Origin of the sequence: Pigmentiphaga litoralis (assembly GCF_013408655.1) — a bacterium.
Taxonomy (GTDB): Bacteria; Pseudomonadota; Gammaproteobacteria; order Burkholderiales; family Burkholderiaceae_B; genus Pigmentiphaga; species Pigmentiphaga litoralis_A.
Map to the genome: position 1 here is coordinate 2,327,297 of NZ_JACCBP010000001.1, position 22,502 is coordinate 2,349,798.

Consider the following 22,502-nt stretch of genomic DNA (forward strand, 5'->3'; position numbering starts at 1 on the left):
GTGGAATCCATCCGGGCGAAGTCAAGAAAGAAGGCGGACAAGCCGCGGTCAGACGGCGCGCTGCGTGATGCGTAGCGCTTGCAGATAGACGGGTTCGTCGACCATCTTGCCGTCGACCGTGCAGGCCCTTCGGCCCGCTGCCTCGAACCCGGCCACCACCCTGCCAGCCCAGGCGGCTTCGGCCGGGCTTGGCGCGAAACTTTGCAGGATGGAGGCGACCTGGGCCGGATGGATGGCCAGCTTGCCAATGAAGCCCAGTGCCTTGACGCGGCCGCATTCCTGCCGCAATCCGGCGTCGTCGGCCAGGTCCAGGAAGGGCACGTCCAGCAGTCCGACACCGGTCCCGGCACAGTCAAAGGCCAGGCGGGATCGGACGTGCGACAGCGCTTCCCAGGCAAACGCAATGCCGGCTTCCACGCAGTAATCCGCCGCGCCAAAGCCGATGCACGACACCGACGGGTGGGACCGGGCAATCCCGGCCACCGCCCGCACGCCTTCCGGCGTTTCGATCAGCGGCATCAGGCGCAGCGCCGGGGCAGCCCGCAGCAGTTGCGACGCCAGCAGGCGCACCTCGGTCCCATCGGCCACCTTGGGCAGGACGATCGTGTGCAAGGCCGGCATGGGCGCGGCATGGACAAAGGCGTAGAGATCTTCGAGCCCGGCGGGTGTCGTTGGCGAACTGATTCGGAGCGCAACAACCGGACGGGTCGACCTGGTGGATCCAACAGGGTCGGAGCCCGGAACATCAGACGAATCGTCTGCGGACGACGCCGTCGATGCCCCCGCCGAGCCGCGCAACGCCTCGACGCCACCCAGCCCCGCCAGCCACGCAAACGCATCGCGCCGAGCCGACGCCTTGTCGGCCTCGGGCACCGCGTCTTCAAGGTCGATGATGATGCCGGGCGCGCCGCTGCGCAGCGCCTTGTCGTACCGGTCGGGCCGGTTGCCGGGGCAGAACAGGTAAGTGGAAGGAACGACAGCAGGGGTCACGCGAGCACTCCCGGATCGGGAAGCGGCCCGCGCGGGACGATCAGCCCGCCGGCTCGCGCCGCATCACCGTGGTGAACAGATGCCGCCCTTCGGGAAACAGCCCGATGGAAGCGACGATGAGGTTTTTTTGCGTGCCGTAGTACCAGGTGCGGGTGCGCAAGGTAGGAGACGACGCGGGGGTCTCGAGCAATCTGGCCTGCGCGCGCGTCAGGCGCACGGCGTCGATCGATTGCCGGATTTCGGTGACCCGGTCGCCCCGTTCGTCGGCCAGCAGTTCGGCAATCGACGCGCTGTAGCCGTCGAGCCGATCCGCCGGCCCGGCGTACATGGTGGGAATGTGATGCTCGCTGTAAACCACGGGCGGAGCGCCGTCCTGCGCGCGCCGCACGCCGGTCACCCGGGTGAAGGCCTGGCCAGGCTCGGCCTGCAGGGTGCGCGCCTGGGCGGCGTCGAACACCACGTCGTTCACGGTCAGCGTCTGGAAGCGAAAGCCCTTGGTAAAGCGCAGGATTTCGTCCACCGTATTGCCGACATGCACGAAGGTGCTGCCCGGCGACGCCGACTCGACGCGGGTACCCACCCCCGCCTTGCGGCTGACGATGCCCTGGGTTTCCAGTTCGCGCAGCGCGCCGCGCACGGTGATGCGGCTGACGCCGAATTGCTGGCACAGCGCGCTTTCGGTCGGCAGGAGCGCCCCGGCCGGATACTGTCCGCCGCGTATCTGCTTGAGGAGAGTCTGCGCGAGCATCATGTATTGCGTGCCCGCATTGCGTTGAGCCATCGTTCTGCACTTCAGAGTACGCCAAGGGTTCTCAGTCTACCCTGCTCATCGCGGTCGATTCCCAGGGCGGCAAGGATGTCCCCGGTGTTTTCGCCCAGGGCGGGCGCGCCGCGCACGGGCACCGCCGGCCGCGAGGTGTGCAGCGGCGAACCCACGGTGCGCAGCGCCCCGCCGCCGGGCAGGTCGACACTGGCGATGCGCGAGCCGCTGCGGGCAAACGGCGCGTCCAGCGCCTGCCCGACCGACCACACCGGCGCCGCCGGCACCGAACCACCAAAGATGGCGATCCACTGTTCCGTGGTGCGTGTGCTCAACGCCTCGTCCAGCATGCCGGCCAGCAGTTCGCGGTTGGGCGCGCGGTCGGCAAAGGTCAGGAAACGCGGATCAGTGATCCAGGCTTCCCGGTCGATCGTCTTGCACAGGTTGCGCCAGAACTTTTCCTTGTTGCACATCAGGTAGATCCAGCCGTCTTGCGTGCGGTACAGCTGACAGGGTGTCAGCACCGGATGCCCCGAGCGCGGCTGGCGTTCGGTCTGCTCGCCCGCGTTCAGATACCAGGCGGCCACGTAGTTGAGGTTGAACAGCGCCACGTCGAACAAGGAAGTATCGACATCGCATCCCTGACCGCTGCGGCTGGCTTCCAGCATGCCGCTGACCAGGCCCAGCGACATCATCAGACCGGTCATGTAGTCGACCACGGACAGCCCCATGCGGGCCGGCAGCGAATCGGGCTCGCCCGTGACCGAAAAATAGCCTGCTTCGGCCTGCATCAGATAGTCGTAGCCCGGCCAGCTGGTGCGTTCGTTGTCGCGGCCATAGGCCGAGATGTGGCCGCAAACAATCGCGGGCTTGATGTGCTTGAGATGGTCGTAGGTCAGCCCGAGCTTGGCGGGCACGTCGCCGCGCAGGTTGTGCATGACGGCGTCGGCGGTGGCGACCAGGCGGTGGAAGACGCGCTGCCCTTCTTCGTGATTCAGATTGAGCGTGACGCTTTTCTTGCCCGCGTTCAGGCTCTGGAAGAACAGGCTTTGCGCCGTTTCCGGCAGGTCATCCCGAAAGTGCGGACCGACATACCGCGACACGTCGCCACCCATGTCGGGCTGTTCGATCTTGATGATCTCGGCACCCAACGACGCGAGCAGTTGCGTGCCGAACGGAGCAGCGCCGTACTGTTCGACCGAAAGGATTCTGTAGCCGGAAAGGATGGACATGAAGGCGACGCCAGGTTGAAGGTGCACGATGCGGATGCCACCGGGCCAGCCGGTATTGCATTTGATATAACAATATATCAAAATGGATTCAAAGCAAAGGGGCGGCCGACCGGCCACACCCAATCCGCAGGAGACGTCATGAAACCCTTGTTGAGCGCTCTGCTCGCGCTGGCCGCCGTGCTGCCCGCCTTAACCGGCGTTAGTGCGCACGCGTCATCCGCGCCCTTCCCGACCAAACCCGTGCGCATCGTGATCCCGTTCGCGCCGGGCCAGGGATCGGACATCCTGGCGCGCGCGATTGGCGAGCGGCTGACCAAGGCATGGGGGCAACCGGTGGTGGTCGAAAACCGCGCGGGCGCCAACGGCGCCATTGCCCTGCAGGACGTGGCCCGCAGCGCACCAGACGGCTACACGATCCTGCTGACGTCCAACTCGCCCATCGTCATCAACCCGAGCCTGTACAAGAAGTTGCCGTACGACGTGGGCCGCGATTTTGTCCCGGTCGCGCTGCTGGCGGCGACCGACATGGTCATGGTGGTGACCGACAAATTTCCCGCCAGGAATCTGCAGGAGGTCATCACCGAACTGAAGGCGCATCCCGACAAGTACAGCTACGGATCGCCGGGCACGGGATCGACCAGTCACCTGAGCATGGAAGTGTTCAAGCGCACCGCCGGGGTCAAGATCACCCATGTGCCCTACAAGGGCAGCGCACCCGCGTTCACGGACCTGATCGGCGGCAGCACGCAGCTGATGATCGACGCCATGCCCAGTTCGTTGCCGCAGGTCAAAGGCGGACGCGTGCGCGCCATTGCGATCACCAGTTCCGACGTGCCGTCCACCATCGCGCCAGACATTCCGACCGCGTCATCGGCAGGCGTGTCCGGCCTGCCCGAGCGGCCCTGGTATGGCGTCTTCGCCCCGCGCGCCACGGATCCCGATATCGTCGCCAAGGTGCGCGTCGACCTGCTGGCTGCCATGAAGTCGCCAGAAATCCACGGCCGCATGGCCGAGCTGGGGCTCGAGTCCGTTCCGCCGCTCAGCGCCGCCGAGTTCGCTGGCTTCCTGAAGGAACACACCGACTACTGGAACCAGGCGACCCACAAGATCGGCATGTACCAGACCGAATAGACGCCGAAATCCCGCCTCACCCGTGCTCACGCAGGCCCCGGGCCGCATTACAATCCGGGCATGCGCATCCTCATCGCCGAAGACGACAGCATCCTTGCGGATGGGCTGTCCCGCTCGCTCCGCCAAAGCGGTTATGCCGTCGACGCGGTCCATGACGGACTGTCGGCGGACTCCGCGCTGGCGGCGCAGCCTTTTGATCTGCTCATCCTCGACATCGGCCTGCCCAAGCTGAACGGCACCGAAGTGCTGCGGCGGCTGCGGGCCCGCAACTCGCACATGCCGGTGCTGATCCTGACGGCGGCCGACAGTGTCGAACAGCGCGTCAAGGGCCTGGACCTGGGCGCCGACGATTACATGGCCAAGCCTTTTGCGCTGTCCGAACTGGAAGCGCGGGTGCGCGCGCTGACCCGCCGCGGCGCGGGCGGGGGGCCTGCGGTGCTCAAGCATGGCCGGCTGTCGTTCGACCAGGTGGGGCGCGTGGTGACGATCGACGATCAGATCGTCGAGCTGTCGGCGCGGGAAGTGAGCCTGCTTGAAGTCCTGCTGTCGCGCAGCGGACGCATGGTCAGCAAGAAGCAGCTGGTGGACCACCTGTGCGAGTGGGGCGAAGAAGTCAGCACCAACGCCATCGAGGTCTACGTGCACCGCCTGCGCAAGAAACTGGAAGTGGGCGAGGTCAAGATCGCCACGGTGCGCGGCCTGGGCTATTGCCTGGAGCGCGAGGCCGGCGCACCCGCCAGCGCGCCTTGACGGGCCGCGGCGTGCTTCCGGCCGGCACCGCGCCCGCATGAACGACGATTCCGAAGGGCTGGACCCGGCTGCCGTTGCGCCGCCCGAAACGCAAGCCCGATCCCTGTTCGGCGAGATCCTGGACTGGATGCTCGCCCCCCTCTTCCTGCTGTGGCCCATGTCGGTCGCGATCACCTATGTGGTGGCGCAGTCGATCGCGGTCGTTCCGTACGACCGGGGGCTGGCCAACAGCGTGCTGGTGCTGGCCCAGCAGGTCAAGGAAGTGAACGGCCGCGCGCGCCTGACCCTGCCCGTGCCCGCGCGCGAGATGCTGCGCGCCGACGAGACCGACACCGTGTTCTACCAGGCGCTGGGCACGCGCGGCGAGTATCTGGGCGGCGACCGCGAACTGCCCCTGCCGCCGGGCGCTGAACGGCCCCTGCCGGGGATCGTGCAGTATCGCGACGACACGGTGCGGGGCTTCAGTGTGCGGGTGGCCTATACCTGGGTGTCGCTGCCGACCCTGGCGGACGGCCAGCCGGCGCTGGTCCAGGTGGCCGAGACGCTGGAAAAGCGGTCGCAGCTGGCCAACGAGATCATCAAGGGCGTGATCATTCCGCAGTTCGTCATCCTGCCCCTGGCGGTGCTGCTGGTGTGGTTCGGCCTGTCGCGCGGCATCGCGCCGCTGAACAAGCTGCAGGCCCGGCTGCGGGCGCGGCGGCCGGATGACCTGTCCCCCATCAACGAACGCGAAGCCCCGCAGGAAATCGCGCCGCTGGTGGCCGCCATGAACGATCTGCTGCAGCGGCTTTCGTCCAATGTGGAAGCCCAGAAACGCTTCGTGGCCGACGCGGCGCACCAGATGAAGACGCCGCTGGCCGGCATCCGCACGCAGGCCGAACTGGCGCTGCGCAATGCCAGTCCGGAAGACATGGAAGCCAGCCTGCGACAGCTGATTTCGGGCGCCGAACGGGCGACGCGGCTGGTCAATCAGTTGCTGGCGCTGGCACGCGCCGAAGATCCCCGCAACCCGTCGAACCTGCACAGCGACATCGATCTGCAGGCCATTGCCCAGGAACAGACGCAGAACTGGGTGCACGAAGCCATGGCGCGCGACATCGACCTGGGCCTGGAGGGCGAAGACGGGCCTGTCAGGATCCGTGGCAACGCCCTGCTGCTGGCCGAACTGCTGAACAACCTGATCGACAATGCCCTGCGCTACACGCCGCGAGGCGGGACCGTGACGGTCCGGGTGCGTGTGACGCCGACCCAGGCGATTCTGGAGGTCGAAGATTCGGGCCCCGGCATCCCGGAAGCGGAACGCGAGATGGTGTTCGACCGCTTCTATCGCGTGCTTGGCACGGCGACCGACGGCAGCGGCCTGGGACTGGCCATCGTGCGCGAAATCGCCCAGCAACACGGCGCCGCCATCACGGTTACGGGAAACTCCCAACCCGGCAGCGGCGCGGGCCCCGGCACCCGCATCGCCACTGCCTTCGGGCGTTCCGGGGTAAGTGACCCTGAAATCAACTAAGAATCTACTTCAGACTTTCAGCACGCCGTAAGGAAGCTGTCAGCGCCGCGTAAGCCAGTGTTTCTAATCTGAATCAAGCCTGACAAATCACCAGGCAAGTCTGCATCCATCAACTATCACAGCAGGCATTCCGAGGAGACACCCTTCCATGAACACCACGACGTCCGCCAGCGTGCCGCACGCCCCGGCACGCCCCATGACGAGCGAAGAGCGAAAAGTCATCTTCGCTTCCTCCCTCGGCACCGTTTTCGAATGGTATGACTTCTACCTGTACGGCTCGCTCGCGGCGATCATCGCGCGCCAGTTCTTTTCAGGTGTGAATGAAACCGCAGCCTTCATTTTTGCGTTGATGGCCTTTGCGGCCGGCTTTGCGGTGCGGCCATTCGGCGCGCTGGTGTTCGGCCGCCTGGGGGACCTGGTGGGCCGCAAGTACACCTTCCTGGTCACGATCCTGATCATGGGTGTGTCGACCTTCATCGTCGGTATCCTGCCGTCCTATGCGTCCATCGGGATTGCGGCGCCAATCATCCTGATCTGCCTGCGGCTGCTTCAGGGTCTGGCACTGGGCGGCGAGTACGGTGGCGCGGCGACCTATGTGGCCGAGCATGCGCCGCATGGCAAGCGCGGCGCGTACACCAGCTGGATCCAGACCACGGCCACGCTGGGCCTGTTCCTGTCGCTGATCGTGATCCTGGGCGTGCGCACCGTTGTCGGTGAAGAAGCCTTTGCTGCCTGGGGATGGCGCATTCCGTTCCTGCTGTCGATCCTGCTGCTGGCAGTCTCGGTGTGGATCCGCCTGCAACTGCATGAGTCGCCCACGTTCAAGCGCATGAAGGAAGAAGGCAAGACGTCGAAGGCGCCGCTGACAGAATCGTTCGCGCGCTGGGGCAACCTGAAGCTGGTGCTGCTTGCCCTGTTCGGCCTGACCGCCGGGCAGGCCGTGGTCTGGTACACGGGTCAGTTCTACGCGCTGTTCTTCCTGACGCAGACGCTGAAGGTCGACGGGACCACCGCCAACATCCTGATCGCACTGGGCCTGCTGATCGGCACGCCGTTCTTTGTGATCTTCGGGACGCTGTCGGACAAGATCGGCCGCAAGCCCATCATCATGGCGGGCTGCCTGATTGCCGCACTCACCTACTTCCCGGTGTTCAAGGCCATCACGCACTATGCCAACCCGGCGCTGGAAACCGCCCAGGCCAATGCGCCCGTGGTGGTCGTGGCCGATCCCGCCACCTGCTCCTTCCAGTTCAACCCGGTGGGCACCAGCAAGTTCACCAGTTCGTGCGACCAGCTCAAGGCCTTCCTTGCCAGCAACTCGGTCAACTACAGCAACGAAGCGGCACCTGCAGGCACGGTGGCGTCGGCCAAGATAGGCAATTCGGTGGTGCAGTCGTTCGAAGGCAATGGCCTGGCTGCCGCCGACCTCAAGACCAAGGGTGACGCCCTGAAGGCCCAGCTGACGTCCGAAATCCGCAGCCATGGCTATCCGGCCAAGGCGGATCCGGCGCAGATCAACAAGGTCATGGTGGTGGTGCTGCTGACCTTCCTGGTGATCCTGGTGACGATGGTGTACGGCCCGATCGCGGCCATGCTGGTCGAAATGTTCCCGACCCGCATCCGCTATACGTCGATGAGCCTGCCGTACCACATCGGCAACGGCTGGTTCGGGGGCTTCCTGCCGACCACATCGTTCGCCATCGTGGCGGCCACGGGCAACATCTACTACGGCCTGTGGTACCCGATCGGCATCGCGGTGATGACGCTGATCATCGGCACGCTGTTCGTCAAGGAAACCAAAAATAACCGTCTGGAAGACTGACGGACACCCGCAGGCGTGGGCATTGCGCCCACGCCGGGGTACTCTCGAAGGGCTGGCCATCGATCCGATGCCAGCCCTTTTTCATTGCCCTGGCTCATTCATGGAGAGCGCCATGATCTCGTCACTGCCGCGCCTGGCGCATCGTGCCTTCCCTGCATTGCTGACTGCCTGGGTCGGCGGCATGTTGGCTGCCGCTGCCGTCCCGATCCACGCCGCCGACTTTGCCGACGCACAACTGGACCGCGCGATTGCCGGCACCCACCGCACGGCGGCGGATCAAGCCCGGGACCCCTATCGTCACCCCAAGGAAACGCTGCGCTTCTTTGGCATCCAGCCTGACCAGACCGTAATCGAAATCGCGCCCGGCGCAGGCTGGTACACCGATATCCTCGCGCCCTTCCTGCGCGACCACGGCAAGCTGTACGCCGCGCACTACGCGGCGTCCGGCCCCGACAGCAGCGACTACCGCCGGCAGGGCCGCGCGCGGTACGAGGCCAAGCTGGCCGCCAACCCGACGCTGTACGGCAAGGTGATGGTGGGAGACCTGCCGGTGCGCAGCTTTACCGACATCCAGCCACCCGGCGGCGCGGACATGGTGCTGACCTTCCGCAACATCCACAATTGGATCAAGGACGGGCACCTGGACGACAGCCTGAAGGCGTTCTACGACGTGTTGAAGCCGGGGGGCGTGCTGGGCGTGGAGGAACATCGCGCCCGGCCGGGCACGTCGGTGGACCAGATGATCGCGACCGGTTATGTGACCGAAGCCTATGTGATCGAACGCGCGCAGGCCGCCGGCTTCAAGCTGGCGGGCCGCAGCGAGATCAACGCCAACCCGCGCGACACCAAGGACTACCCGAAGGGCGTGTGGACGCTGCCGCCGTCGTACGTGGAAGGCGATCGCGACCGCGCGAAATATGCGGCAATCGGCGAGTCGGATCGCATGACCTTGAAGTTCGTGAAGCCGGCGGCGGGCGGCAAGTAGTCAGGGCGTGAAGCGTTCAGGACGCGCCGTGGTCAGGGCACGACGCGGTCAGGACACGAAGTCGTCAGGGCGCCACCGTGTCCGCGCGCTGACCCTCCCTTTTATTCACCCTTGATGCCGCCGTCCTTGATGACCTTGCCCCACCGCGCGAATTCGGTCGTCGCATATTGGCGGAATTCCGCTGGCGACGGGCTGATGTGGATCACGTTGCCGTTGGCGGTGAACTTCTCTTGCACGTCGCTGCGCTGGAAGCCCTTGGCCAGGGCGGCGTGCACCTTCTGCACCACCTCGGGCGGCAGGCCTGCCGGTCCGCCAATGCCAAACCACGGCGCCACCACCAGACCGGGATAGCCCGATTCCTTGGCCGTGGGTGTCTCGGGCAGTTGGGGCGACCGCTGTTCGGACAATACCGCGATGGCCTTGATGCGCCCGGCCTTGATCTGCGGCCCCGCCACCACCAGCGAGCTTTGCGAGTCGAGCTGGGTCGACCCGCCGATCAGGTCCTGGATCTGCTGCTGCGCGCCCTTGTACGGGATGTGATTGAACTGCACGGCGGCCTGCGTCTGGAACAGTTCCACGGCCAGATGGGGAATGGTGCCCACGCCGGGTGTGCCGTAGGCGATCTTGCCGGGGTTGGCCTTGGCGTAGGTCACCAGTTCGGACAGGGTGGAATACGGCGCGTCCTTGGCCGCCACCAGCACCGGCGTGGTCGACGCCACGTTGCTGATGTACGTGAAGTCCTTGAACGAATCAAAGCCTGCATTGCCCAGGTGCGGTGCAATGGCCACGGTAATCGCGACCAGGCCCAGCGTGTAGCCATCGTTCGGCGCCTTGGCCAGCACACCCAGGCCCAGGGTGCCGTTGCCGCCCGGGCGATTCTCGACGATCACCGGTTGCTTGAATTCGGCCCGCAGCACTTCGGCCACTTCACGGCCGATCATGTCGGTCGGCCCGCCCGCCGGAAACGGCACCACCAGCTTGACCGGACGGTTGGGCCAGTCCTGGGCCATGGCCGTGGCCGAGGCAGCGGCGGTCGCGGTAAACACACACGCGGAAAAGAGCAGGCGGATCGAACGCTTCATGACGGTCTCCAATATCGTTGTCGTGGTGGCGTCGTGGCCACCTGCCGATATGGTATTCCGATGCGTGCAGTGAGCGCACGCACTTGTCGCGTGGCCTACAGGAATCGGTCCAGCAGCCGCCGGCTGCCGCGGTCCAGCCGGGTCAGGTCCCGGATCAGGAAATACAGCCCATGCCCGTCGGCAATCAGCAGCGTATTGCCCGACACCCGGCGGATATCCTGCTCGCTGCGCAGCACCAGTTCGGTCGGACCGCGATCGGTCTCGATGGCCCAGCGGCTGGGCGTGGCCAGCGTCGACACGCTGATGATGCGAGTAACCACCGGCATGAATTCCCGCCGCGCCAGTTCTTCGGCGATCAGCGCGCGGCTGGCATCGTCAAGCGCATCCAGCCGGGGGATCCAGGCCAGTTCGTGCCCTTCCCGGCCGACCAGCGCGATGTGTTCCAGGCGGCCGTCGATCGGAAAGGCGCGCACCGGCACGACGCCGTTGTGCGCCACGCCGTCGGCGCCGGTATAGACCAGATGGCCGAAGGCGTCCCGCTGCAGGGAACCGGGCACGACCGCCGCCGGGGCCATGGCGTCGCGGATGGTGGCCAGGGATCCGGGCACGGCGTCTTGAGCCATCGAAGGGGTCGGATTCATGCTGTCTCGTCCGCGTTGTTGTTCCACGCGACCACGTCGCCATCCGCCGGCCGCGACTGGGCCTGGTACAGCCGGAAGTAGGCGCCCTGTCGCGCCATCAGCACGTCGTGCGGCCCCTCTTCCACCACCTGCCCCCTGTCCAGCACCACCAGCCGGTCGGCACGCCGCAAGGTGCTGAGCCGGTGCGCCACGGCAATCGTGGTCCGCCCGCGCACCAGGTTATCCAGCGCCTTCTGGATTTCCTTTTCGGTGGCCGTGTCGACCGACGACGTGGCCTCGTCCAGGATCAGAATGCGCGGGTCGATCAGCAAGGCGCGGGCGATCGAAATGCGTTGGCGCTCGCCCCCCGACAGGGACTGGCCACGTTCGCCCACCAATGAGTCATACCCATGCGGCAGGCGCAGAATGAATTCATGCGCATGCGCCGCGCGCGCCGCCGCGATGATCTCGGCCCGGGTGGCCTGCGGCTTGCCATAGGCAATGTTCTCGGCAATGGTGCCGAAGAACAGGAAGGGTTCCTGCAGCACCACGCCGATATTGTGCCGGTAGCCCGAAATGGCCAGCGACCGGATGTCGATGCCATCGACCTTGATCGATCCTTCACTGACGTCGTAGAAGCGGCAGATCAGGTTCACCAGCGTGCTCTTGCCCGACCCGCTGTGGCCGACCAGGCCGATCATCTCGCCCGGCGCAATCGTGAGCGACACGCCGCGCAGCACGCTGCGGCTGCCATACCGGAACGCGGCCTGGCGAATGTCGATGCGGCCTTCGACGCGGCCCAGCGGCACCGGCTGCGCGGGTTCGGGCACGCTGGATACCCGGTCCAGGATGTCGAAGATGCGCTTGGCGCCCGCCGCGGCCTTTTGCGTGACCGACACGATGCGGCTCATGGAATCGAGCCGCAGATAGAAGCGGCTGATATACGCCAGGAAGGCCGCCAGCACACCGACTGAAATCTGTTTATTGGCGATCAGCCAGATGCCAAAGCCCCACACGATCAGCAGACCGATCTCGGTCAGCAAGGTGACCGTGGGCGAGAACAGCGACCAGATCGTATTGACGCGATCGTTCACGGCCAGGTTGTGGTCGTTGGCTTCGCGAAAGCGGGCGACCTCGCGCTTTTCCTGCGCGAACGCCTTGACCACACGAATGCCAGGAATGGTGTCGGCCAGCACATTGGTGATTTCGGACCAGATGCGGTCCACCTTTTCAAAGCCGTGCTTGAGCCGGTCGCGCACCGCATGGATCATCCAGGCGATGAACGGCAAGGGCAGCAGCGTGACCATGGCCAGCCAGGGGTCGATCGACACCAGGATCAGCGCGGTCATGATGATCATGAGCACGTCGGTGGCGAAGTCGAGCAGATGCAGGGACAGGAACACGCAGATGCGGTCGGTTTCGGACCCGATCCGCGCCATCAGGTCGCCCGTGCGTTTGCCGCCAAAGTATTCCAGCGACAGCTGCTGCAAATGTTCGTAGGTGGTCGTGCGCAGATCGGCGCCGATCCGTTCGCTGACCCAGGCCAGCAGATACGTGCGGCCCCAGCCCAGCAGCCACGCCAGCAGCGCCGACACCAGCAGCCCGCTCAGGTACCAGGTGGCCTTGGTGATGTCGATCGGCGCGCCGTTCTGGAACGGGATCAGCACCTCGTCCATCAGCGGCATGGTCAGGTAAGGCGGCACCAGGGTCGCAGCCGTCGACAGCACCGTCAGGATGAAGCCGATGATCAGCTGACTGCGGTACGGCCGCGCGAACCGGCCCAGGCGCATGAGCGCCCAGCCCGAGTCGGCCTCGGTGGGTTCCACGTCGCCGCCAAAGTCCCGCTGCGTGTCGTCGGCATCGGGTTGCGGTGCGCGCACGCCGCCGGCCGCGCGCATGGCCTGTTCGCGGGCGAAGGCATCAGCCAGGCGCGCCGCATCGGCGTGCTGGGCCAGGGTATAGCGCCAGGTGGCCAGCCGGGCATCGGGCGCGTCGAGCGCCAGGCAGCCAACCCCGGCGTGGTCATGCAGGTGCAGGCGCGTGCCATCGGCCAGGGGCCAGGATTGCCATGCGCCACCGCCATGCTGCGCGATCAGGCGGCGTGGCGTCAGGACCAGCTGGCCGAACGTGAAACGCAGGGCGTCATCCAGGTCGAGCGACACGCTGGCGAGCACGGGCTCGTCGGCGCCGAGCACGGCGGCCAGGTCGGAAGGCACGGATGCCGGGGCGTCCGCCAGGGCAGTGGCGGTTGGGGTAACGGGTGTCATCAAAGCGTGGGCCAGGGGTGGGCGGGTCGGGCCTGGGTCGCGCGCGGCCCGGGCGGGCGACTGTTACAGCATGTCTCGGAGTATAGAGGGAGCGGCGAGAAAGCTTACGCCGCCACACGGGCCGTTGCGCGGCCACACCTAGGGGATTCCCTTATCTTGTGCCCCGCCAATACTTACAGCTTGCTTACAGGAGACTTAACACATACATTTCGCGGTGCTGCACGCAAAAGCCGATATCGGGGCGCGCGCCGCTGGCGTATCCTGCTCATGGCGGTTGCGACCGGCGGGCAAACCATAACGATGCGCAACCGACGTTCGCCGTTCCTCACGGCTCCCTCCGCCCTTCGAGACACCACGACCTTCATGAAAGACAAACACATTGATTTTCTCGATGTGCTCACCCTGCGCGGCCCGAACATCTGGACCTATCGTCCGGTACTCGAGGCGTGGGTCGATATCGGCGAGTTGGAGGACTACCCGTCCAACCTCATTCCCGGCTTCTACGAACGGCTCGTGGCGTGGCTGCCCTCCCTGATCGAACACCGATGCAGCTATGGCGAGCGCGGCGGTTTCCTGCAGCGCCTGCGCGAAGGCACGTGGCCCGGCCACATCCTGGAACACGTCACCCTGGAATTGCAGAACCTGGCCGGCATGCCGGGCGGCTTCGGCAAGGCGCGCGAAACCTCCACCCGCGGTGTGTACCGCGTGATCGTGCGCGCCTGGCACGAAAAGGTCACGCATGCGGCGCTGTACGCCGCGCGCGACCTGGTCATGGCGGCGATCCAGGACGAACCTTTCGATGTGGACGACGCCGTCTCTGACCTGCGCCGCCTGATCGGCCGGCATTGCCTGGGCCCCAGCACGGCCTGCATCGTCGATGCCGCTGATGACCGCGACATTCCGACCATCCGGCTCAGCGAAGACAACCTGGTGCAGATCGGCTACGGCGCGCGCCAGCGCCGCATCTGGACCGCCGAAACCGACCGCACCAGTGCGATCGCCGAAGGCATCTCACGCGACAAGGACCTGACCAAGACGCTGCTGGAAGCCTGCGGCGTGCCGGTGCCGCAAGGCCGCGCGGTTGACAGCGCCGACGACGCCTGGGACGCAGCCGAAAGCATCGGCGTGCCCGTGGTGGTCAAGCCCTGCGATGGCAACCATGGCCGCGGCGTGTTCACCAACCTGCGCACCCGTGAAGAGATCGCCACCGCGTATGGCATTGCCAACGACGAAGGCAGCGGCGTGATCGTGGAACGCTTCATCAGCGGCAACGAACACCGCCTGCTGGTGGTCGGCGGCAAGCTGGTCGCGGCTGCGCGGGGCATGGCCGCGTCGGTGGTCGGCGACGGCACATCCACCGTCAAGGAATTGATCCAGAGCCAGTTGAACAGCGACCCCCGCCGGGGCCGCACCGAAGACCATCCGCTGAACCTGGTCCACCTGGATTCGGCGGCGCGCCTGGAAGTCGCGCGCCAGGGCTTTGACGCCGATTCCGTGCCGCCGGCCGGCACCCACGTGCTGATCCAGCGCAATGGCAATGTCGCGTTCGACGTCACCGACATCGTGCACCCCAGCGTGGCCGCGCATGTCGAACTGGCGGCGCGTGTGGTGGGTCTGGACATCGCTGGCGTCGACCTGGTGGCCGACGACATTTCGCGTCCGCTGGCAGAACAAGGCGGCGCCGTGGTCGAGGTCAATGCCGGCCCCGGTCTGCTGATGCACCTGAAACCCGCCGAAGGTTCGCCCCGCCCTGTTGGCCGGGCGATCATCGATCACTTGCTGCCCGAGGGCGACACCGGACGCATCCCGCTGGTGGGCGTGACCGGCGCCCGTGGCAAGACCACCGTGGCCCGCATGGTGGCGCGGCTGCTGCATCTGTCGGGTGCGCGCGTCGGACTGGCCTGCAGCCAGGGCCTGTTTTTTGACCGGCGCGAGGTCGAGACGGCCGACGCCGCCCACTGGACGGCGGCCCGCCGCATTCTGGTGAACCGCGCCATCGATGCCGCGGTCATCGAGAACGGCGCGCGCGCCATCCTCACCGAAGGCCTGGCCTATGACCGGTGCCAGGTCGGCATCGTCACCCATCTGGACCCGGCGCTGACCTTGCCGGACCTGTCGATGGACTCGCCCGAGCAACTGGCCACCGTGTTCCGCACCCAGGTCGATGTGGTGCTGCCAGGCGGCTGCGCCGTGCTCAACGCCGCCGAGCCGCTGATCGCCGAGATGGGTCCGCTGTGCGATGGCGAAGTCATCTACTTCGCCGCCAATGCCGATCTTGACGTGATCACGACGCACCGCGCGGCAGGCCATCGCGCCGTGGTGGTCGAAGACGGCCAGGTCGTCCTTGCCACCGGTCGCGAATCGCTGGCGCTGACGCCGCTGGCCGACGTGCCGGCCATCGTGCAGGAACGATCCGCCGGGGGCGCGGCGCAGCAGACCGGCAACGTGCTGGCGGCCGTGGCCGCCGCCTGGGCGCTGGGCGTATCGATTCCGGCGATCCGTGCCGGCATCGAAAGCTTCACGCTCAGCACCACGACCGACGCGCAACTGCTGGCCGCCTAGCCTTCTTCCCATCGAGTGCCCACGCCGGACGCCAGCCGTCCGGCGCCCCATGTCCTACAGGAATTCGTTCATGGAAGTTTCACGTATCCGGGCGCTGCGCGGGCCCAACCTCTGGAGCCGTCGCACGGCGCTCGAGGCCATCGTGTCGTGCACCGACGCCGAATGCGCGATCGGCGACATCCCGGGCTTCGAAGCCGGGCTGCGTGCGCGGTTCCCCGCCATCGGCGCCTTCCAGCCCGCCGGCCATGAACGCGCCGTGTCCATGGCGCGCGCCGTGGGCCTGGCGGCGCTGGGGCTGCAGTCCGAAGCGGGCTGCCCCGTGACCTTCGCGCGCAGCGTTCCTACCCTGGAACGCGGCGTGTTCCAGGTAGTGGTCGAGTACACCGAAGAAGACGTGGGCCGCCTGGCCTTCGAGCTGGCCCAGCAACTGTGCCAGGCAGCCTTGGACGACACCCCGTTCGACCTGGCCGCCGCCGTGGCGCGCCTGCGGGAACTGGATGAAGACGTGCGCCTGGGCCCCAGCACGGGCGCGATCGCCCAGGCTGCGGTGGCGCGCGGCATTCCGTACCGGCGCCTGACCTCGGGCAGCCTGCTGCAGTTTGGCTGGGGCCGCCGCCAGCGCCGGATCCAGGCCGCCGAGACCGACATGAGCGGCGCGATTGCCGAGTCGATCGCGCAAGACAAGGAACTGACCAAGAACCTGCTGCAGGCCGCGGGCGTGCCGGTGCCGACCGGCCGTCCGGTGGAAGATGCCGAAGACGCCTGCCGCGCCGCCGCCGACATCGCCGCCCCCGTGGTGATCAAGCCGCGCGATGGCAACCAGGGCAAGGGCGTGGCCGTCAACATTACCGGCCGCGACGAAATCCTGGCCGCCTATGAGGTTGCCGCAAAGATCAGTTCGACCGTGCTGGTCGAACGCTATATTCCTGGCCACGATTTTCGCCTGCTCGTGATCAACGACACCCTGGTCGCCGCCGCGCGCCGCGATCCGCCGCAGGTGATCGGCGATGGCCGCCAGACGGTGCGCGAACTGGTCGATCAGGTCAATCGGGACCCGGCCCGCGGCGAAGGCCATGGCACCAGCCTGACCAAGATCCGTTTCGACGCGGTGGCGCTGGCCACCCTGGCAGGCCAGGGGCTGGATGCGGAATCGGTCCCGGCCCAGGGCGTGCGCGTCGCGCTGCGCAACAACGCCAACCTGAGCACCGGCGGCACCGCCACCGATGTGACGGACGAAGTGCACCCCGACCTGGCCGCGCGCGCGATTGCCGCCGCGCAGATGGTGGGGCTGGACATTGCCGGCGTCGACATGGTCTGCGACACCGTGCAGCGGCCATTGGAAGCCACGGGCGGCGGCATCGTCGAAGTCAACGCCGCGCCCGGCCTGCGCATGCATATCAGCCCGTCCTACGGCAAGGGCCGGCAGGTGGGGGAAGCCATCGTGGCATCGCTGTTCCCTGCCGGTGACGATGGACGCATTCCCCTTGTGGCCGTGGCCGGCACCAACGGCAAGACAACCACCGTGCGCCTGATCGCGCACCTGATCGGCCAACGTGGCGACACGGTCGGCATGACCAATTCCGACGGCGTCTACATTGGCGCGCAACGTATCGACACCGGCGACTGCAGCGGTCCGCGCAGCGCCCGCAACGTGCTGCTGCACCCCGATGTGGACGCGGCCGTGTTCGAGACCGCACGCGGCGGTGTGCTGCGGGAAGGCCTGGGTTTCGATCGCTGCGACGTGGCCGTCGTGACCAACATCGGCATGGGCGATCACCTGGGCCTGAACTACATCAGCACGGTCGAAGACCTGGCGGTGGTCAAACGCGTGATCGTCGAAAACGTCAAACCGCAAGGCATGGCGGTGCTGAACGCCGACGATCCGATCGTCGTGAAGATGGCCGACAGCTGCCCCGGCGGCGTGATCTTTTTTGCACGCGATCGCCAACAGCCCGTGCTGGCCATGCACCGCGCCAAACAACGGCGGATCGTGTATCGCGAGGGCGGCGACATCGTCACCGAACAGGTCACGGACCAGGGTGATGACGTGCAGCGCTACCCGCTGGCCGACATCCCGCTGACGTGCGACGGCGCGCTCGACTTCCAGGTGGAAAACGCGATGGCGGCGATTGCCGCGGCGTGGGCGTTGGGGCTCGATACGGACAGCGTCCGGGCAGGTCTGGCCAACTTCGTGAACGATGCCGCCACCGCGCCGGGCCGCTTCAACCGCTATGCCTATCGGGGCGCCACCGTGATTGCCGATTACGGCCACAACCCCGATGCGATCGGCGCCTTGGTCAAGGCTATCGACAACCTGCCGGCCACGCGCCGGTCGGTGGTGATCAGCGGTGCGGGCGATCGCCGGGACATCGACATCCGCCGCCAGACCGAAATCCTGGGCGAAGCGTTTGACGACGTGCTGCTGTACGAAGACCAGTGCCAGCGCGGCCGCGCCGATGGCGAGGTGCTGGGCTTGCTGCGGGATGGCCTGTCGAACGCGTCACGCACCCGGAACATCCAGGAAATCCGTGGCGAGTTCGTGGCGATCGATACCGCCCTGGCCGCCCTGCAGCCGGGCGATCTGTGCCTGATCCTGATCGATCAGGTGGACGAGGCGCTGAACCACATCGCGCAGCGGGTGCAAGAAGCGCAAGCCGCGGCGTAAACGATCAGGCCCCGGGCAACGTGGTGTCACCCGGGGCCTGATGGCGTGCAACCCGCGTCTTCAGGGCGTGACTTTGCTCCTGATCAATCGGTCAGCACTTTCCCGGTAGCCGCCCAATCCTTGCGCGACGAAAACCGCGCCAGCAAGGCATTGGCGTCCACGCCCAGGGGGATCAGCCGAGGTTCCAGCCTGGCTGCAGTGGCGCGCATGGCGTCCACGGACGGCAAGGGACTGGGCCCCGCCAGGATGATCCGATTGTTGGCCCGCAGGTTGTAGAACGGGCCAAAGACATCCGCATAGGTAGTCGACTCGTCGTCGTACACCCGGCTCGCGGTAAAGGTATTCGCGGCGACCACGCCACCCGGCGTCAGCACGGCTTTCACTTCCTGCAGGAACTCGCGCGTCAGCAGGTGCGGCGGAATGTAGTCTTCGTCGAAGGCGTCGAGCATGACGATGTCATACCGCCGCCCTTCCTTCAGCGCCTGCTGCACAAACGCGCGGCCGTCGGCCACGTGCACCCGCAAGGTGCCGTCCGGTTTGAAGTTGAAGTATTTCTTGGCCACCGACACCACGGCCGGGTCGATCTCGACTGTGTCGATGACAGTGCGTGGCAACACCGTGTGCAATGCGGTGGGCATGCTGCCGCCGCCCAGTCCGATGATCATGATCCGCGCCGGGTCCGGCTTGAGGTACAGCGCGCCGAACATCATGCGGGTGTAGTCAAAGATCAGGCGCTGCGGCGCGTCGATCGCGTAGCAGCTTTGCCGGCCGGGGGCTTCGACGCTGCCGAACTTCATGCAGCGTTCGCCGGCTTGTTCGTAGACCACAATGTTTTCGAATGCCGACTTTTCGGTGTGGATGACCGACGTATTGGACTCGGCGCACGCCGTCACCGCCATGACGGTGCAGACCAGCGCCAGCGCCTGGGCCCGCAGGCCCAGCGAACGCCAGCGGGTCATGACGGCATCCGGCGCGGCGCCGCAGGTAGGCACACGGCGGTCATCGTGACAGGATCACGCTGGTGATCACCCCGGTAGCGATCGCGACCAGCAGGAATTCCGATCCGGATTGCACCCACTGATAGCCCGGGCCTGGACGGTGCAGGCGGCGGCCTTGCCAATCGTTCACGACGTAATACCGCTCGTGATACCCGCGGGGCAGGCGGTCGCCCCGGCTCCACCGATGTGGCGGGCTGTAGTAGCGCACCTGCGGGCTGAAGCGCTGGGCGTCGCGATAGCCGCGCTCGTACCCGTGGCTGTAGTGGCGGCGATCGTCGCGGCGTTCGCGCCAGTCATGGCGATCGTGCCGGTCATGGCGGTCATAGCGCCCATGCCGATCGTGGCCGCGGCCATGGCCGTGGTCATCGCGGGCCTGGGCCACGGACATGACCGACGACACCGCCATCGCGGCGCTGGTCAGCAGGATTGCAATCGTTCGTTTGTTCATCACGGCACCTCTCAGTGTTACCGGGCACCTGGCGCGTTCGGCTATCGGGACGCGTTGCCAGGCTGTCGACAAGCTGAATTTACCCTGACAGCGGCAGGGCCGGGATGCCGGAGTGGTAAACAAATGTCAGTTTCGCGTCAGCTTCGGAAGGAACTTGAATCACCGTGATCATGCCGCCGTTCGTCGAGCCAGCATCGCTGACAAACGGGTCGTCAGATCGTCCAGCTCGAACGGCTTGGTGATCATCTGCATATTGCCCGTCAGAAAGCCGGCCGACCGCGTGGCCGCTTCGGCGTAGCCCGTCATGAACAGCACTTTCAAGTCCGGCCGGGTCTGCAGCGCGGCGTCGGCCAACTGGCGTCCGTTCAGGCCCGGCAGGCCGACGTCGGTCAACAGGACGTCCAGCGGCGCTTCACTGTTCAGTATCTTGAGCCCGGACGGACCATCCGCGGCCTCGCTGACCTGGTAGTCCAGGCTGCGCAGCACTTCGCACACCACGGCGCGCACGGTATCGTCGTCTTCGACTACCAGCACATTGGCGCCCGCACAGGCGTCCGCGGCCAGGGGCAAGCCCTGCGGGTCGTCCAGCGCGACCGCCGTTGCCAGATGCCGCGGCAGGTACAGGCTGATCGACGTGCCCTCGCCTTCCCGGCTGTCGATCCGGGCCGTGCCGCCTGATTGCTGCGCGAACCCGTAGGCCATGGACAATCCCAGTCCGGTGCCCTGCCCGATCGGCTTGGTGGTGTAGAACGGCTCGAACGCGCGTTGCACAATGTCCGGGCTCATCCCCGTTCCCGTGTCGGCCACCTGGATCAGCACATACTGGCCCGCGGCCACGCCCGGCAAGCGCCGCGCGGCGTCGGCCGTCAGTTCCGTGTTGGACGTGGTGATTGTCAGCGCGCCGCCATCGGGCATGGCATCCCGGGCATTGATCGCCAGGTTCAGCAGTGCGTTTTCCAGCTGGTTCGCGTCGCAACGGGCCATCCAGATGTCGGGATCGGTCACGGTGCGGGTCTCGATCCCCTCGCCCATGGTCCGGCGCAGCAGGTCCGCCATGCTGTCGACCAAGTCATTGGGATTCAAAGGAACCGGCGCCAGCGGCTGACGGCGCGAAAACGCCAGCAGGCGGTGCGTCAATGCCGCCGCGCGCCCGGCGGACGTCCGGGCCAGCGCCACGTAGCGCGACAGGTCCACGTTCGTCTTGCGCCGCAGCGCATGGTCGATCAATTCCAGCGGCCCGGTAATGCCCTGCAGCAGGTTGTTGAAATCATGCGCGATGCCACCGGTCAGTTGGCCCAAGGCTTCCATTTTCTGCGCCTGCCGCAGTGATTCTTCGGCAATGAGCAGGGCATCGGCCGCATCCCGTTCGGCAGTGATGTCGCGGCCGAACATGAACAGCGCGTCGCCTTCCGATACCACCGTCAACGACAGCCAGCGATGGCCGCCTTCCTTGTGCCGGAAGGCCACGTCCTGGCGCAGCGGGACATCGCCCGCGCCGACCTGCGTCCAGGGCTCCGCACCCGCCATGTGTTCGCTGGACGTGAAATCCCGCAAGGGCATGCCGATGACAGCGTCTTCAGGCCAGCCCAGCACGGCGGTGAACGCCGGATTGACCCGCAGCAGATAGCCGTCGATCGACGCCGACGCCAGCACTTCGTGCGACATCGTCCAGACCCGTTCGCTGGCGCGGCTGGAGTCTTCCACCTGCCCTTCCAGGATCTGGTTCAGGCGGCGCAGCTTGGCTTCATTGACGCGCAGGCGGTCTTCGGCACGCCGGCGGTCGTCCACGTCTTCAGTGGACCCATACCACTTGACGATCTGGCCCGACGCATCGAACCGGGCCGACGCGCGCGAACGCACCCAGCGATAACTGCCGCTGCGCAGGCGCAGCCGGTATTCGATGTCGTAAGGCTCGCCGGTGGCGACCGAGCGATTCCAGTGGTCGATGGCGGGGCGCACGTCGACCGGGTGCAACACATCCTGCCAGGACGAGCCCGTGCCCGGCGCGCCCGTCCAGTCTTCCCAGCGCTGCGCGACCTGATCCACCACCCCGTCGGCCGTGGCGGTCCAGGCGATCTGGGGATTGTGCGCCACCGTATGACGGTAGTGATCCTCGCTTTCGCGCAGCGCCGTGACGGAACGGCAACGTTCGATGGTCAACGCCACGGTCTGCGTGACCAGCACGATGACTTCCAGGTCTTCCGGGGTCGGTCCCCCCGGCACGTCCAGATAGATGGCAAAGGTGCCGAGCAGCATGCCATCGGCGCCGATCAGCGGCGTCGACCAACATGCCCGCATGGCGTAGTCCGCAGCGATGGACGCATAGGCGGCCCAGCGGGGGTCGGTGGCGATGTCCGACACATAGGCGGGTTCACCGCTGTAGGCCGCGCTGCCGCACGATCCCTGGAAGGGCCCGATAGGCAGCCCGTCCACGATGGCGTTATAGCTGTCGGGCAGGCTGGGCGCGGCGCCGTGGCGCAAGGTCGCCCCGTCGGGGTCCATCAGCAGCACCGATGCGCGCACCGGATGGCGCGCCGTCGATTCCACGGTGGTCACGACGGATTCGAGCACGTCTCGCAAGGGATCGCCGGCGGCGATGCGGCGCAGGGCGGCACGTTCGCTGTCGATCAATGACGCGGTAATGGCAACGCGATGGAAAATCGGGTCAGCGGACATG

Annotated in this window: 15 protein-coding genes and 1 pseudogene; 7 read left to right on the forward strand and 9 right to left on the reverse strand. The window is 66.5% G+C overall.

Annotated elements, in window-relative coordinates; all coding sequences use genetic code 11:
- Positions 1-48: 48 nt before the first annotated feature.
- The 3 genes from HD883_RS10380 to HD883_RS10390 are packed head-to-tail and all read right to left on the reverse strand — an operon-like array spanning position 49 to position 2,982.
- The gene (locus HD883_RS10380; protein WP_179585810.1) at positions 49-990 is read right to left on the reverse strand and encodes an HpcH/HpaI aldolase/citrate lyase family protein; all 942 of its coding nucleotides are present in this window, start codon (positions 988-990) and stop codon (positions 49-51) included.
- A gap of 40 nt (positions 991-1,030) precedes the next feature.
- Positions 1,031-1,771: a GntR family transcriptional regulator gene (locus HD883_RS10385; RefSeq protein WP_179585808.1), complete on the reverse strand. Its 741-nt coding sequence runs from the start codon at positions 1,769-1,771 to the stop codon at positions 1,031-1,033.
- Between the two features lie 11 nt (positions 1,772-1,782).
- Positions 1,783-2,982, reverse strand: coding sequence for a CaiB/BaiF CoA transferase family protein (locus HD883_RS10390; RefSeq protein WP_179585806.1), 1,200 nt, complete (start codon positions 2,980-2,982; stop codon positions 1,783-1,785).
- Between the two features lie 138 nt (positions 2,983-3,120).
- Between HD883_RS10390 and HD883_RS10395 the strand changes: the two genes are divergently transcribed.
- From HD883_RS10395 to HD883_RS10415, 5 genes are all read left to right on the forward strand, one after another.
- A complete protein-coding gene (locus HD883_RS10395; protein ID WP_179585804.1) occupies positions 3,121-4,113 on the forward strand; it encodes a Bug family tripartite tricarboxylate transporter substrate binding protein in 993 nt (330 codons plus the stop codon).
- Positions 4,114-4,173: 60 nt separating this feature from the next.
- Positions 4,174-4,863 (forward strand): response regulator transcription factor, encoded by a 690-nt coding sequence (locus HD883_RS10400; RefSeq protein ID WP_179585803.1) that lies wholly within the window; start codon positions 4,174-4,176, stop codon positions 4,861-4,863.
- Between the two features lie 127 nt (positions 4,864-4,990).
- The gene (locus HD883_RS10405) at positions 4,991-6,376 is read left to right on the forward strand and encodes a sensor histidine kinase (RefSeq protein ID WP_179588623.1); all 1,386 of its coding nucleotides are present in this window, start codon (positions 4,991-4,993) and stop codon (positions 6,374-6,376) included.
- Between the two features lie 148 nt (positions 6,377-6,524).
- Positions 6,525-8,198, forward strand: a complete 1,674-nt coding sequence (locus HD883_RS10410) for an MFS transporter (protein WP_373563343.1) — start codon at positions 6,525-6,527, stop codon at positions 8,196-8,198.
- Positions 8,199-8,310: 112 nt separating this feature from the next.
- Positions 8,311-9,183 carry a class I SAM-dependent methyltransferase gene (locus HD883_RS10415; RefSeq protein ID WP_179585801.1) on the forward strand — a complete coding sequence of 291 codons (873 nt, stop codon included), beginning with the start codon at positions 8,311-8,313 and terminating at the stop codon, positions 9,181-9,183.
- A 101-nt stretch (positions 9,184-9,284) separates the two neighbouring features.
- Here the strand turns inward: HD883_RS10415 and HD883_RS10420 are convergent, their stop codons facing one another.
- The 3 genes from HD883_RS10420 to HD883_RS10430 all read right to left on the reverse strand — a co-directional run bounded on the left by HD883_RS10420 (position 9,285) and on the right by HD883_RS10430 (position 13,152).
- On the reverse strand, positions 9,285-10,265 hold the full coding sequence (locus tag HD883_RS10420; RefSeq protein WP_179585799.1) for a Bug family tripartite tricarboxylate transporter substrate binding protein: 981 nt from the start codon (positions 10,263-10,265) through the stop codon (positions 9,285-9,287).
- A 95-nt stretch (positions 10,266-10,360) separates the two neighbouring features.
- Positions 10,361-10,840 carry a cyanophycin metabolism-associated DUF1854 family protein gene (locus HD883_RS10425; protein ID WP_179588621.1) on the reverse strand — a complete coding sequence of 160 codons (480 nt, stop codon included), beginning with the start codon at positions 10,838-10,840 and terminating at the stop codon, positions 10,361-10,363.
- 62 nt (positions 10,841-10,902) lie between these two features.
- On the reverse strand, positions 10,903-13,152 hold the full coding sequence (locus tag HD883_RS10430) for a cyanophycin metabolism-associated ABC transporter (RefSeq protein WP_179585797.1): 2,250 nt from the start codon (positions 13,150-13,152) through the stop codon (positions 10,903-10,905).
- Between the two features lie 363 nt (positions 13,153-13,515).
- Between HD883_RS10430 and HD883_RS10435 the strand changes: the two are divergent.
- Positions 13,516-15,672 (forward strand): annotated as a pseudogene (locus tag HD883_RS10435) (cyanophycin synthetase); the annotation flags it as partial.
- A 112-nt stretch (positions 15,673-15,784) separates the two neighbouring features.
- A complete protein-coding gene (gene cphA / locus HD883_RS10440) occupies positions 15,785-18,379 on the forward strand; it encodes a cyanophycin synthetase (protein ID WP_179585793.1) in 2,595 nt (864 codons plus the stop codon).
- Positions 18,380-18,462: 83 nt separating this feature from the next.
- Here cphA and HD883_RS10445 read toward each other — a convergent pair whose 3' ends face one another.
- The 3 genes from HD883_RS10445 to HD883_RS10455 form a co-directional block, all read right to left on the reverse strand.
- Positions 18,463-19,338 (reverse strand): spermidine synthase, encoded by an 876-nt coding sequence (locus HD883_RS10445; protein ID WP_179585792.1) that lies wholly within the window; start codon positions 19,336-19,338, stop codon positions 18,463-18,465.
- 40 nt (positions 19,339-19,378) lie between these two features.
- Entirely contained in the window at positions 19,379-19,825 is a 447-nt protein-coding gene (locus HD883_RS10450; protein WP_179585789.1) for an RcnB family protein, read from the reverse strand.
- 168 nt (positions 19,826-19,993) lie between these two features.
- Entirely contained in the window at positions 19,994-22,501 is a 2,508-nt protein-coding gene (locus tag HD883_RS10455) for a PAS domain-containing protein (protein ID WP_179585788.1), read from the reverse strand.
- Position 22,502: the final 1 nt, after the last annotated feature.